Raw genomic sequence first — 12426 nt, 5'->3', positions numbered from 1 at the left:
GTTACTTTCTAAGAATGTCTGTTGCTGTTCGGGACGAAACAAGCCGAACGTTTTCAGCTGCATAGCCGCCCTGCGGCAAGGCCTCAGCCTCGAGGAAGGACAGGGCTTTCGGGACGAAATCGGCGTAGTTCTGAAATACCCCGCCATGACCGGCATCCGGATAGATAATCAGATGCGCCCCCGGGATACGCCCGGCGAGATCGTAGGTATTGCTGCTCGGCACCATCCTGTCCTGGTCGCCATTCGCAACCAAAGTGGGAATGCGGATGGTGCTCAGGTCTTGTGGCGCCTGGAGTCCGTAGGCCTTGATCGCCTTGAGTTGCGCGCCGAAGGCGCTCAGCGATACCGCCTTGTCCCGGTTGGTCCGGCGTTCTTTCAGCCGTCTCAAAAATGCTTTCGCGGCGCGGCGCCCATTCGGCGTTCTTGTGAAGAAGAGATAGTATTTCGGATCCCGAAAAGTCAGCGCGCCCTTGATCATGTCCACGATCGTCAGCGGCGTCACCTTGTCGATGCCTTGCCCACCGGCCGGCCCCGTGCCAGCCAGGATGAGTTTGCGCACAAGCTTGGGCTCGGTCAGCACAATCTCTTGCGCCACGAAGCCGCCGAGAGAAAAGCCGAAAAGGTCGACTTCTTCGAATCCCAGGGCCCGGATGAAGGCGACCGCATCCTGCGCCATGTCGGAAATGGTCGACGGAGTCTTGCCACCCGAAGCGCCGATGCCGCGATTGTCGAAGGCAATCACCCGCCGGGTCGCAGCGAGACCGTCGACGATGCGCGGATCAAAATTGTCCAGCTGAGCAGCAAGATGGTTGAGCAGGATCACCGGCACGCCCGTCCTGGGCCCGAGTTCCCTGTAAGCAAAGGCTGTACCGCCGACATCGACCGAGCGTGTTGGCGCGTCCCGGAATAATGCCGGTGAACGCGGCGACCGATTGGATGTATGTGTCATATTTGGCGCCTCCGTCTCGTAGGGCCTGACCAAATGTGTTGTGGTTGCTAGTCGCATGTGCGTGATCCTCTGGCTCGCTGTTGTTCAGACCGGCAAGCGGAACTGCTTGCGCAGGCTCTTGTCGAAAATCCCCGCGGGGGCAAAGCGGCGCAGCAGGCTGACCTGGCGCGCTGCCTTACCAGCGGGATAGCGCCGTCGCGGACGGGCATCGGTCGCTGCCTTGACAACCACATCCGCCACCACTTCCGGCCGATCGGCCTTGGGCATCACATCGCCCAGCAGCGCCTTGAGCCCGGCTCGAGCCCGATCGTATTCCTTCAACAGCGAATCCGGCTCGATGCCGTTCTGGTCGAAGACGGTGCGGACGAATGCCGGCTCGATGACGGAAACGCGGACGTTGAAGGCGCGCACCTCGTGGTCGAGCGATTCCGAATAGCCTTCGAGCGCGTGCTTGACCGCCGAGTAATGAGCTGAGTATGGCGCGGGTACCAGTCCCAGAATGGAGCCGATATTGATGATGCGCCCTTCGCCGCGCCGCCGCATCGACGGCAACACCGCATTGGTCATTCGCATGACGCCGAACAGATTGACGTCGAACAGGGCTTGTACCTGTGCGACCGAGGATTCCTCGGCGCCGCCTAGCAGGCCGACACCGGCATTGTTGACCAGGAGGTCGATCCGGCCGGTCTGCGCGAGCACAGTTGATACGAGGGCGCCGACCGAGTCCCCGTCGGTGACGTCGCACGTCAGCATGGATACCTGTGTCGGTCCGTTGCTTGTCGCCCTGCGGCTTGTCCCGAAGACCGTAAACCCTGCCCGCGCCAGTGCCTGGGCGCTGGCTCGGCCAATGCCCGAGGAGGCTCCAGTCACGAGCGCGGTCTTTCCCGAATTCATCTTCATTTCGTGCTCCAAAATCATGAGGGCTAGCTTTTTTCCACCAATTGAATTATGATCATAATATCACATTACGCTAATAATGCAATAGCAAAGAGGAATAGCAGCCATGCGCTACGAAAAGGGCCGAAAAGACGCGTCACGCAGCCGGATCATGGAGGTCGCCGCCGAACGTTTTCGATCTGACGGCATCGCGGCGTCCGGGCTGGCAACCATCATGAGCGACGCCGGGCTGACGAACGGCGCCTTCTATCCGCACTTCCAGTCCAAGGCGGAGCTCGTCCGTGAAAGCGTGGCGGCGGCCTTGGACGCGCAGTCGCATCAAGTGCAGGAAGCGTTGGCCGCCGGCGGCCCGGAAATGGCCATAGAGGCATATCTATCGGCCGAGCACCGGGACAATCCTGGAAAGGGCTGCGCTTCGGCCGCGTTGTTGCCGGAAATAGGGCGGCAGCCGCCTGAAACGCGGGCCCTCTACGCCGAGCGCATTCAATCCCTGGTGCGCCAGATAGCCGAAGCTCTGCCGCAGACCAATGATCCCGAGGGTGCTGCGTTGGGCATGTTTGCAACGCTCATCGGCACGCTTCAACTCGCGCGCGCCGTGGAAGGGACGGAATTGTCGGATCGTATCCTGGCGGCGGGAGCAGTTGCCGCAAAGGCGCTGATCCGGCCGGTTCAAGACGAGGTGGCATCCTGAGGGCAGCCCGGACTATTCGGCCGGCTCGAATCTGCCTTGCACTAAGACTGTCTCCACCGGCCCAAGCGGATTGATGATCCGGCTCTCCAGGATTTCGATAAGTTTGCGTCCAACACCCGCCATATCCACGGAATGAACTCCGATCTTTGCCGGCAGGAAGCGTGCCAGCCGCGTGCTGTCACGGGTGACGATGTGGACGTCGTGGCCTGGTGTAAGACCCCGCTTGCCGAGAGCGTGCAACGCTCCCAGAAGGCCGAGTTCGTTGGCGCACGCCAAGCCCGTCGGCGGATCTGACGACGCCAGCAAGCGATCGAACCAGCCTGCGCTCGATTCCATGGTGAACATACCATGACCGATCAACGATTGGTCGATCGGAATACCGGCCTCGGCCATTGCCCTTCCATACCCGGAAAGACGCATGGCACTCGCCTGGTCCTCCGGAACGAGAAGTTGCAGCGCAATGCGTCGACAGCCCATATCCATGAGCCGCCGGGTCGCCTCATAGGCAATCTGTTCATTGTCGACATCGACATAGGGATACGCGATATCCAGGTCGGTTCTTCCAAACGCGACGAATGGCATGCGTTTATCCAGCAGCAGCTTGACGCGCGGATCAGCCGACACCAGGCGCGTGATGACCAGGCCGTCTGCGCTGCGCGCCTGAAGCTGCCGCTGCACACTCTCAACGGGATCATCGTCGGGAGTGGTGGAATAGATGGACAGACTATAACCGGCTTGCCGCGCCGCCAGCGTCATGCCTTCGATCAAAGGAAGCTTCAACAGATCGGACAGATGGTCTCGTGTCTCCATCGGGAGTACGGCCGTCAGCGTTTGCGTTCGACCGGTTTTGAGCGCGCGACCATAATGATTTGGTAAATAGCCGACCCGCTTAGCCGCCTCCTTGACGCGGGCTATGGTCGAGGGCTGCACTTCCGGCCCATCCTTCAGAGCGCGGGATACCGTGGTCACCGAGAGGGAAAGTTCCGCCGCGATCTGCTTTAGATTGGCCATTGTTCGCCCGACTTCATTTGCGAAAGCGCCGGCTGATTTGCTGACCGCCATAACGTTGCCGAATTCGACATCCCGGTCAATCCAAACTCCCATAGGAAGCAGCTTGACTCAAGCGTATTCAGGTGCAATCGTAACGTTACGATTACAAAATAATGGCTCTTTCAAGCAATATTCCATAAAAGTTGGGGAGGAGAACCTATGTCCTGGCTACGCATTTCCTTAACAGCATTCGCAATCTCGGCTGCCCTGCCCGTGCATGCGCAGACGGTCACCATCACGACCGCAGGCGGCGATTATGGCAACGCCATAAAGGAAGCCATGTGGGGCCCGGCTGCAAAAGAGCTCGGCTATGATGTCCGCGAGGAGACGCAGAGCGACGGCCTGGCCGCCCTGAAGATGCAGGTTACCTCGGGTGCAGTCACGACCGACATCGTCCACCTGGGTTCGCCGGAAGGTGCCCAGGCTGCCGCACAGTCGCTGCTTGAGCCACTCGACTACAAGATCATCGATCCGAAATCCGTGCCGGAGGGTGCAAAGTCCGACTACTGCTATCCGTTCGATTCCTATGGCACCGTCATGTCGTGGAACACCAAGACCTATGGCGAGAACCCGCCGAAGACGTGGGCGGAATTCTGGGATGTTGCCAAATTTTCTGGCCGTCGCGCGTTGCGCGCCAATGCGCAAGACTCGATCGAGATCGCGCTTCTCTCCGACGGCGTGGCACCGGCCGACGTCTATTCCGTGCTCAGCACGCCGGAAGGGCTAGAACGCGCCATCAAGCGGCTTGAAGCGATCAAACCAGATGTCGCCGTGTGGTGGACCTCGGGCGCTCAATCCGCGCAGCTGCTGAAAGACGGTGAAGCGGATTTGGTCATTACCTGGAACGGACGGGCCCAAACCGTGAAGGCAGATGGCGGCGCGGCTGACTACACGTTCAAGGGTTCGGTCATCGGCACGGACTGTCTTGGGGTGCCGAAGGGAGCGCCGAACAAGGAAGCCGCGATGAAGCTCATCGCAGCGATGACGCAGCCCGCGCGCGTTGCCAAGCTGACCGATTTCATTGCCTACGGCCCAGTCAATCCTGCGGCATATGAGGGTGGCCTTATTCCCGAGGACCGTCTGAAGACCCTTGCGACCGCGCCTGAAAATGCTGGCACTTCGGTGTTTTCCAATTCAGAATGGTGGGTCAAAAATGGCGAGGCTGCCCAAAGAGCCTTCGATGAAATGATGGCCCGCTGACTTTCAGCTCTGACGCATGTCGCGCAAAAATGTGCAGCGCGCGACAACGACATGCATGAAAACAAGAACCTAAAGCGCGTCGCGTGAGGCCGGTCGAACGCGACGCGCTTCAAGGCTGGAGCACATGATGAAGTCGCTCGCGATCACCATCGAAAGCGTGCACAAGGCTTATGGGTCCTACGTCGCACTGGATAATGTTTCGCTCGACATTCAGGCTGGCGAATTCCTCACGCTGCTAGGGCCATCGGGATCGGGCAAGACCACGTTACTCATGGCTCTGGCCGGGTTTGTCCGGCCGGATTCCGGTAAACTTTTCTTGGGCGATCGAGACATCACCCGCCTGCCGCCCAACAAACGAGACATCGGCATAGTATTCCAGAATTACGCCTTGTTTCCCCACATGAATGTCCTGGCGAACGTCGCGTATCCGCTGGTGCTGCGCAAGGTACCGAGAGCGGAGGCGCGTCAGCGGGCGCTTGATACCTTGGCCCGCGTGAAGCTGGATGGTCTGGCGGAGCGCAATGTTGCCGCACTATCCGGCGGCCAACGTCAACGGGTGGCATTGGCGCGGGCTATCGTCTTCGAACCGCGCGTAATGTTGATGGACGAGCCGCTGTCGGCGCTCGACAAGAATCTGCGCGAGACCATGCAGTATGAGATCCGGCGTCTGCATGATCATCTAAGGATCACCACAATCTATGTGACGCACGACCAGCGCGAAGCGCTGATTATGTCTGACCGGATTGCGGTGATGAATTCTGGCCGCATCCAGCAGATAGATACGCCGCAGCGGATTTATGATCGTCCATCGACCCGCTTCGTCGCGGAGTTCATGGGCGAGGCTAACATTGTGGCCCCGGGCTCGGCGCGCAGAATCGATGGCGCCGAAGCGTCCCGCGAAACTCTGATGATCCGCGCCGAAAGCTTCCATCTTGATGCGAAGCTCGTCGGGGGAGACGGAGTGGCTCTCGAAGGAATACTGCGCGCCAAAGCGTTCCGCGGCGAGAACTGGCTTTTGACGCTGGGGCTTGACGGTGGGCAAGAGGTTCTTGTCTGCATTCCGGCAGCGCTGGCCGGCGGCTGCGCCGAGCTTGCGGCCGGTCAGCGGGTGACCGCATACGCACCAGCAGCGAAGGTTCACGCGATACCGGGAGCGATGGCGTGACCGTCGTCCAGGATCCGGCGCTCGCGGCGGATGCGCAGCGCGAGCGGCGGTTTTTCCTTTCACTTTCGCTCCCGGCGCTGTTCATCGTTGGGCTGGCGGCGATACTGCCCATCCTTTGGATCATCCGGCAATCCTTCCTGACCACCGCGGGTGAGTACACCGTCGGCAATTACCAGAAGGTCCTTTCGAGCGGACTGACGTGGTCGGCGCTCGTCACGACCCTCGAACTATCCTTGGGTACGCTGGCGGCCTGCATTCTTCTCGGCACCCCTCTGGCGCTGGCGCTGGCCAGCATCAGACCAAGGCTGGCCAACGTGCTCATGGCGTTCGTCATGCTGCCGCTGTGGACCTCTATTCTGGTGCGTACCTATGGTTGGCTCGTGCTCTTGCGGCGTGATGGCCTGATCAACGCGGCTTTGACCGGTTCAGGCCTGACGGCGGAGCCATTGCCGCTGGTCTACAACTTCACGGGAACGCTCATCGGCATGGTGCACTACATGCTGCCACTTTTTCTGCTGCCTGTTTATGCTGCGATGCGCGATATCGACCCAAACCTCATTCGCGCGGCAGCGAGCATGGGAGCCACTCTCAGGCAGGTCATCCGCACAGTCATTATGCCGCTTTCGGCGGGCGGCATCTTCTCGGGTTCGATCATCGTCCTCATCTACGCCATAGGTTTTTTCATCACGCCGGCGGTGCTTGGCGGCGGCAAGGTAAATCCGCTCTCTACCCGGATCGAGCGTACACTATCGACCTTTCAGGACTGGGGGTCGGCGAGCGTCCTGGGCATTCTGCTCCTCGTTCTTATGGCGCTGATCGGTGTGATGTTGCTGGCGGCACGCCGTCTGGTGGCCCAGAACACCGTGGAAGCCTCCCATGCTTGAAGCCTATCCGCAAAACAGGCTCGCCCGCATTTTGCTCTGGAGCTTTGCCGCTCTTGTCATGGCGTTTCTGATGCTGCCGACGCTCGTGGTGGTGCCGCTGTCCTTTTCGGCGTCGAATCTCCTCGAGTTTCCGCCGCACGCCTACTCGTTGCGCTGGTACGAGAACTTCTTCGGCTCGGCAACGTGGATGGCCGCGCTCAGAACGAGTTTGATCCTTGGGACATTGACGGCGTTGATCGCGGTGCCTTTCGCGCTGCTCGCCTGCATTTCAATGAATCGGCTGGGCGGAAAGACCGCTGCGGCCATCCAGAGCGTCCTGCTGACCCCCTCGATCACCCCAGGTATCCTGCTTGCGATCGGTCTCTTCTTTGTGTTGGCCGCACAACATCTGATCGGAACGCTATTCGGTGTGCTGGTCGGACATGTGGTGCTGGCCGTTCCGGTCGCCTGCATTGTGTTGCTGCCCGCGCTCGCCCGCTTTGACTGGAACCAGGTTCAGGCGGCGCGCAGCCTCGGTGCAAACTGGGCCAGGGCCATTGGCGGAATAATCGTTCCGCAACTTCGGATCAGCTTGCTGTCGGCGACATTGATGGCGTTCCTGACTTCGCTCGACGAGTCTGTGATTTCGATCTTCGTCGCAAGTGGTCGCAACAGCACGATGCCGAAGCTTATGTTCCTGTCGCTGCGCGATCAGATCGATCCGACCATTGCGGCGATCTCGACATTGTGGACCGTCATCGTCGTGGCCGTGGTCTTGATTGTGACCCTTCGCCAAAAATCCTGACCGAGACTGGAAACATGCCCACCAATCGCCACGCAGCCGACGATCTGACGGACCATTCGACGGACATCCCACAGGTAGGATTGGCCATCATCACCGGGTCGGCAAACTGGGGGCTTGCCTTCCCCGAAGATGTCGAATTCGATGGTGTGCGCACCTTGCGGCGCGACATGAGTTTTGAAACGCCTTTCGGTCGCACCGACAACTGGAAGCTGCTCGAGTTCGATGCGTCGATCACAGCGGAAGGGAGAGCGAAGCGCGCGTTGTGCATGTATTCGCACGGCAATCCCCGCGACCGTATCGACCATTCCTGCCATCGCCGCGCGTTCTGGGTATTGATGCGGGCGGGTGTACGGCAAGTTCTCGCCTGCTCGACTGTGGGCGCCGTCAACAAGGCGATCCAGCCGGGCGACATGGTGGTGGCCGCCGATATCATCGAACTGACGCAGACCCCGTTTTCACTGCTTCCTGACCGCCAGAGCTTTGACTGTTCGGGCAAGCAAATCGTGTGTCCAAGATGTGCGGCGGTTCTGGTCGAAACGGCCCGCCGTCATTGGCCAGCCGAATGCCGCGTTTATGGCGTCGAACAGCAGTTGGTGGCTGCCCATTGTTATGGGCCCCGGCTGACAACGCCAGCAGAAGCCTTGGCGTATCGGGGCATGGGGGCGGACGTACTCAACCATTCCATCGCCCCCGAGGCGACCTTGTCGCGCGAGATCGGCGCGTGTTTCGTGCCTTGCGCGTTCGTGACGGCGGGCTTCAACGATTATATGGATCGCAATCGCCAGAAATTGCTGCAGGAGGACGTGCTGCCCAGTCTCTCCATGACAGCCTCGCGGGTCGCGCTGGAGACCGCAGCGCGACTTCCCGCTGATCCGGAGTGCTCCTGTCAGGGTTTGAAGTCGCCTCAGCCGCAAGAACGCTCCAGCCGGTTCTGAGATAACCCTGGTGTGCTAGCTGAAGCTCTGGCACCGGCCGAGGATCCCGAAGGCGCTACGCTGGGCATGTTCGCGACGCTCAAGTCGTACGCTTCGGCAGCGGCACTCCAGCCCTAAGGCAGCCTGAACCGGTATTCCGTCACATGATGGTAGATCTGGCCCGGCCACAGCGTGGCTTGCGGGAAATACGGCCGGTTGGGCGCATCCGGCCAGATTTGCGGCTCCAGGCAGAAGCCTGAAAAAGCCTTGTACTGGCGCCCGCCCAATCCAGGCGAGGATGGCGCCAGATACTGGCCGGTATAGAGCTGGACGCCGGGCTCCGTGGTCCAGAGCTCCATTTCGACGCCGGAATTCGCGCCTTGCGCCCACGACGCCTGCTTCAGCGGCCCGCGCGTCGAGGCTAGGCAGAAATTCTGGTCGTAGGGGAGCTGCTCGCCCTCGGTCTCCATGCGCAGCGGCCGCGCCTGGCGAAAATCGAAGGGTGTGCCGTCAACCGGCTTGACCGTGCCTGTCGGGATCAGGTCCGCGTCGACCGGCAGGTAGGCGCCGGCATTCAGCATCAGCCGGTGGTCGAGAATGTCGCCGGCGCCGCCGTCATCCAAGTTGAAATAGGAATGCTGGGTGAGATTGCAGAGCGTCGGCTCCTCGCAGGTGGCGGTCAGTTCGACGCTGAGCGTGCCGGGGATCTTCAGCCGGTAGGTGCAGGTCACGTCGAGCGCGCCGGGAAAGCCCATCGTACCGTCGGGGTCGTGCAGGGTCAGCGTGACAAAATCCCTGCCATGCAGCGAAACCGCCCAGGCCCGGCGCGAAAAACCTTGCGAACCGCCATGCAGCGTATGCCTTTCGAGGAAATTGCGCTCGGTCTGATAGCGTTTGCCGGCAAGCGTGAAGCGGCCGTCGCGGATACGGTTGGCGTAGCGCCCGACGACAGTGCCGAAGAAGGCGGTATCCGTCTCATAGTGCTCGAAACGATCATAGCCGAGCACCAATGGCGCCTCGTGCCCGGCCAGGTGCAGATCCTGGATGATCGCGCCCAGCCCGATGATGTTGGCGGTGAGGCCGCCGCCACGGATGGTGAAGCGGCGGACTTCCTCGCCCGCCTGCGTCGTGCCGAAAACCTCGCCGTCCTTCATCGCCATGCTCGCAAGTTCGTTGCTCGATGCCAGCCTGGCCTTTCCAAAGCGGCTCAGGGTCTTTTTCGGTATTACCGCATGAGGCTTCTAGAGACCAAGTCCGCCGATGCAGACATATTTGGTGTCGAGATAATCCTCGATGCCCTGATGGCCGCCTTCCTTGCCTAGGCCCGATTCCTTGACGCCGCCGAACGGCGCCTCAGGCGTGGTGATGAGCCCTTCATTGACGCCGACCATTCCGTACTTCAACCCTTCCATGACCCGGAAGGCGCGGCCGAGATCGCCGGTGTAGAAATAGCAGGCCAGGCCGAACTCGGTGTCGTTGGCGAGTCCTACGGCCTCTTCCTCGGTCTCGAACTTGAACACAGGCGCCACCGGGCCAAAGATCTCTTCCTTCATGAAACGCATTTTCGGCGTGGCATTGGCGATCACCGTCGGCTGGAAGAACGAGCCGCCGAGCGCGTGGCGCTTGCCGCCGGCGACAACCTTGCCGCCTTTGGCGGTAGCGTCGGCAATCAGCTCCTCGACTTTTTCCACCGCCTTCTCGTCGATCAGCGGTCCCTGCTGGACACCGTCTTCGAGGCCTGAACCGACCTTCAGCCCGTTGCTCGCAGCAGCCAGCTTTTCGACGAACTGGTCATAGATGCCGGCCTGCACCAGGAAGCGGTTGGTGCAGACGCAGGTCTGGCCGGAATTGCGGTACTTGGCGGTGATGGCGCCGGCGACTGCCCGCTCGATGTCAGCGTCGTCGAAGACGATGAACGGCGCATTGCCGCCCAGCTCCATCGACACTTTCTTGACGGTGACCGACGACTTCTGGATCAGGATCTTGCCGACCTCGGTCGAGCCGGTGAAGGTGATCTTCTTGACCAGCGGGTTGGCGCAGATTTCGTTGCCGATCTCACCTGCAGCACCGGTCAGGATGTTGATCACGCCCTTCGGGAAGCCGACTTCCTCGGCAAGCGCGCCCCAGGCAAGGCCGGAATAAGGTGTCTGCGACGCCGGCTTGACCACAGCGGTACAGCCGGCGGCGAGCGCCGGACCGAGCTTGCGGGCCAGCATCGAGGATGGAAAATTCCATGGCGTAATGGCGGCGATCACGCCGACCGGCTCCTTGGTCACCAGGATGCGGCGGTCCGCCCAGGGCGACGGAACGACGTCGCCATAGGTGCGGCGGCCCTCTTCGGCGAACCACAATATGTAGGACGCGGCCGAGCCGATCTCGCCCTTCGATTCGAACAGCGACTTGCCCTGCTCGATGGTCAGCAGTTCAGCCAGCACATCCTGATTGTCCATCATTGCGTCGTGCAGCTTGCGCAACAGCTTCGAGCGTTCGAGCGCGGTGGTCTTGCGCCATGTCTGGAAGGCAGTGTCGGCGGCTTCGATGGCGCGGCGGGTCTCGGCCTTGCCCGACTTCGGCACTGTGCCGATCTTGAGGCCGGTGGCAGGATTGTTGACGTCGACCGTCTGGCCTGAATCGGCCTGCACCCATTCGCCATTGATGAGATTGGCCTGCCGCATGAAATGGCTGGTTTTCTGAAGCATGATCTCGCCTCCGTTCGGCACCTGGCGGGCCGGTCGCTGATTTCGTGAATGGACGTGCGCGATAGCATCGCTAGAGCCACTGCTCTTAGCCCAGGGCAAGCCCCGCAAGCAATCACAAGATGGCATATAGGGTTTGGGCCAGCCAAAGCGAGAGCGATACAGCCGGGCTCCTATCCAAAAAGATGGACGACCACTGTCAGCCAAAACGCAGTGGTCACGACCGCACAGGCGGTGGCGATGGTCATCTGGTTCGACGCCAGCGCCTGGCCGGTGTTGAACTGCACCGCGATGAGATAGGAATTGATGCCGGACGGCAACGCCGCAACCATGACCGCTACCTTGGCCGTCAAAGGCGGCAGGCCGATCAGCCAGACCAGGCCGAGAACCAGCGCCGGCATCAGGAACAGTTTCAGCGCCGACAGCGCCAGCGCCGGCCTTACATTGCCGGAGATGCCGAAGCGGCGCAGGCTGAGCCCCATGGCAAACAGCGCCACCGGGGCGGCCGTGCCGGCCAGCGCGTCGCTCAGCCGCGTCGCAAGCACCGGCAGCGGCGCACCGGTGAAGCGCCACGCCAGCCCGGCCAGTATGCCGATGATCAGCGGATTGATGAATACCCTCCTGAGAAAGCTCCTGACGACGCGGAGCGGATGCACAGGCTCGCTGCCGCCGCGGCCGAACATCTCGAACAGGATGATCGAGGCCATCATCATCACCGGCAGGTGAATGGAAACGAGCAGTGACAGCACTTCGAACCCGGCCGGCCCGAACACGCCGATGATGAAGGGCGCGCCGAGCAGGACGACGTTGGAGTAGGACGACGATACGCCGCCGACGACGCCGGCGCGGGCATCCCGCCCGAAGATGCGCGTAATGACCAGATGGCCGGCGGCCCAGGTGAGCGAGACCGCCGCGAAATAGGCGCCCCACAGCGACCACGGCGCGACGCCGTGGAAATCGGCCTTTACCATGGTCTGGAACAGCAACAGCGGCATCGCCACGTTGATGGCGAATTCGGATACGCCCTCGCCGCTCGCCGGCTTCAGATAGCCGGTGAACCCGGCAAGATAGCCGAGCCCGACGAGACTGAAGACGAAGAGGACGGTTTCGGTAAGCGGAGACATTTTTCCCGTGATAGGCGAGGCTCGGCGGCGGCGCAATCGCCCTTCCCTCGCGAATGTACCGGCCAACAATCC

The 12426-nt window shown here is 61.2% G+C and carries 12 protein-coding genes; 6 read left to right on the top strand and 6 right to left on the bottom strand.

Annotated elements, in window-relative coordinates:
- Position 1 precedes the first annotated feature (1 nt).
- Together NKJ40_RS25320 and NKJ40_RS25315 are read right to left on the bottom strand one after the other, a co-directional pair.
- Positions 2-949 (bottom strand): alpha/beta fold hydrolase, encoded by a 948-nt coding sequence (locus tag NKJ40_RS25320; protein ID WP_352468414.1) that lies wholly within the window; start codon positions 947-949, stop codon positions 2-4.
- Between the two features lie 84 nt (positions 950-1033).
- Positions 1034-1849 carry an oxidoreductase gene (locus NKJ40_RS25315; protein WP_352468413.1) on the bottom strand — a complete coding sequence of 272 codons (816 nt, stop codon included), beginning with the start codon at positions 1847-1849 and terminating at the stop codon, positions 1034-1036.
- Between the two features lie 103 nt (positions 1850-1952).
- On the opposite strand from NKJ40_RS25315, the gene NKJ40_RS25310 reads away from it, so the two are divergent.
- Complete coding sequence (locus NKJ40_RS25310) at positions 1953-2537, top strand: TetR/AcrR family transcriptional regulator (RefSeq protein ID WP_352468412.1); 585 nt, start codon at positions 1953-1955, stop codon at positions 2535-2537.
- A 12-nt stretch (positions 2538-2549) separates the two neighbouring features.
- Here NKJ40_RS25310 and NKJ40_RS25305 read toward each other — a convergent pair whose 3' ends face one another.
- Positions 2550-3599 (bottom strand): LacI family DNA-binding transcriptional regulator, encoded by a 1050-nt coding sequence (locus tag NKJ40_RS25305; RefSeq protein ID WP_352468411.1) that lies wholly within the window; start codon positions 3597-3599, stop codon positions 2550-2552.
- A gap of 147 nt (positions 3600-3746) precedes the next feature.
- On the opposite strand from NKJ40_RS25305, the gene NKJ40_RS25300 reads away from it, so the two are divergent.
- The 5 genes from NKJ40_RS25300 to NKJ40_RS25280 all read left to right on the top strand — a co-directional run bounded on the left by NKJ40_RS25300 (position 3747) and on the right by NKJ40_RS25280 (position 8555).
- Complete coding sequence (locus NKJ40_RS25300; RefSeq protein WP_352468410.1) at positions 3747-4787, top strand: ABC transporter substrate-binding protein; 1041 nt, start codon at positions 3747-3749, stop codon at positions 4785-4787.
- A gap of 127 nt (positions 4788-4914) precedes the next feature.
- The gene (locus tag NKJ40_RS25295; RefSeq protein WP_352468432.1) at positions 4915-5952 is read left to right on the top strand and encodes an ABC transporter ATP-binding protein; all 1038 of its coding nucleotides are present in this window, start codon (positions 4915-4917) and stop codon (positions 5950-5952) included.
- On the top strand, positions 5949-6836 hold the full coding sequence (locus tag NKJ40_RS25290; RefSeq protein WP_352468409.1) for an ABC transporter permease: 888 nt from the start codon (positions 5949-5951) through the stop codon (positions 6834-6836). The genes NKJ40_RS25295 and NKJ40_RS25290 overlap by 4 nt, the downstream gene beginning before the upstream one ends.
- Positions 6829-7620, top strand: coding sequence for an ABC transporter permease (locus NKJ40_RS25285; RefSeq protein WP_352468408.1), 792 nt, complete (start codon positions 6829-6831; stop codon positions 7618-7620). The genes NKJ40_RS25290 and NKJ40_RS25285 overlap by 8 nt, the downstream gene beginning before the upstream one ends.
- 14 nt (positions 7621-7634) lie before the next feature.
- The gene (locus NKJ40_RS25280) at positions 7635-8555 is read left to right on the top strand and encodes a phosphorylase family protein (RefSeq protein WP_352468407.1); all 921 of its coding nucleotides are present in this window, start codon (positions 7635-7637) and stop codon (positions 8553-8555) included.
- A gap of 113 nt (positions 8556-8668) precedes the next feature.
- On the opposite strand, the gene NKJ40_RS25275 is transcribed toward NKJ40_RS25280, so the two are convergent.
- The 3 genes from NKJ40_RS25275 to NKJ40_RS25265 form a co-directional block, all read right to left on the bottom strand.
- Positions 8669-9694 carry an aldose epimerase family protein gene (locus tag NKJ40_RS25275; protein WP_352468406.1) on the bottom strand — a complete coding sequence of 342 codons (1026 nt, stop codon included), beginning with the start codon at positions 9692-9694 and terminating at the stop codon, positions 8669-8671.
- 81 nt (positions 9695-9775) lie between these two features.
- Positions 9776-11233: an NAD-dependent succinate-semialdehyde dehydrogenase gene (locus NKJ40_RS25270; protein WP_352468405.1), complete on the bottom strand. Its 1458-nt coding sequence runs from the start codon at positions 11231-11233 to the stop codon at positions 9776-9778.
- A 170-nt stretch (positions 11234-11403) separates the two neighbouring features.
- Positions 11404-12354 (bottom strand): AEC family transporter, encoded by a 951-nt coding sequence (locus NKJ40_RS25265; protein WP_352468404.1) that lies wholly within the window; start codon positions 12352-12354, stop codon positions 11404-11406.
- Between the last annotated feature and the right edge of the window lie 72 nt (positions 12355-12426).

Source organism: Mesorhizobium sp. M0119, from assembly GCF_040322615.1.
In the GTDB taxonomy this organism is placed as follows: domain Bacteria; phylum Pseudomonadota; class Alphaproteobacteria; order Rhizobiales; family Rhizobiaceae; genus Mesorhizobium.
The sequence above is the reverse complement of the archived record's forward strand: the minus strand, read 5'-3'. Positions and strand labels throughout refer to the sequence as shown.

Excerpts from the sequence above, each read along its gene's own strand:
- NKJ40_RS25275 (WP_352468406.1), bottom strand. The coding sequence starts at position 9,694 with ATGGCGATGAAGGACGGCGAGGTTTTCGGCACGACGCAGGCGGGCGAG.
- NKJ40_RS25295 (WP_352468432.1), top strand. The coding sequence starts at position 4,915 with ATGAAGTCGCTCGCGATCACCATCGAAAGCGTGCACAAGGCTTATGGG.
- NKJ40_RS25270 (WP_352468405.1), bottom strand. The coding sequence starts at position 11,233 with ATGCTTCAGAAAACCAGCCATTTCATGCGGCAGGCCAATCTCATCAAT.
- NKJ40_RS25300 (WP_352468410.1), top strand. The coding sequence starts at position 3,747 with ATGTCCTGGCTACGCATTTCCTTAACAGCATTCGCAATCTCGGCTGCC.
- NKJ40_RS25280 (WP_352468407.1), top strand. The coding sequence starts at position 7,635 with ATGCCCACCAATCGCCACGCAGCCGACGATCTGACGGACCATTCGACG.
- NKJ40_RS25285 (WP_352468408.1), top strand. The coding sequence starts at position 6,829 with ATGCTTGAAGCCTATCCGCAAAACAGGCTCGCCCGCATTTTGCTCTGG.
- NKJ40_RS25265 (WP_352468404.1), bottom strand. The coding sequence starts at position 12,354 with ATGTCTCCGCTTACCGAAACCGTCCTCTTCGTCTTCAGTCTCGTCGGG.
- NKJ40_RS25310 (WP_352468412.1), top strand. The coding sequence starts at position 1,953 with ATGCGCTACGAAAAGGGCCGAAAAGACGCGTCACGCAGCCGGATCATG.
- NKJ40_RS25315 (WP_352468413.1), bottom strand. The coding sequence starts at position 1,849 with ATGAAGATGAATTCGGGAAAGACCGCGCTCGTGACTGGAGCCTCCTCG.
- NKJ40_RS25320 (WP_352468414.1), bottom strand. The coding sequence starts at position 949 with ATGACACATACATCCAATCGGTCGCCGCGTTCACCGGCATTATTCCGG.
- NKJ40_RS25305 (WP_352468411.1), bottom strand. The coding sequence starts at position 3,599 with ATGGCGGTCAGCAAATCAGCCGGCGCTTTCGCAAATGAAGTCGGGCGA.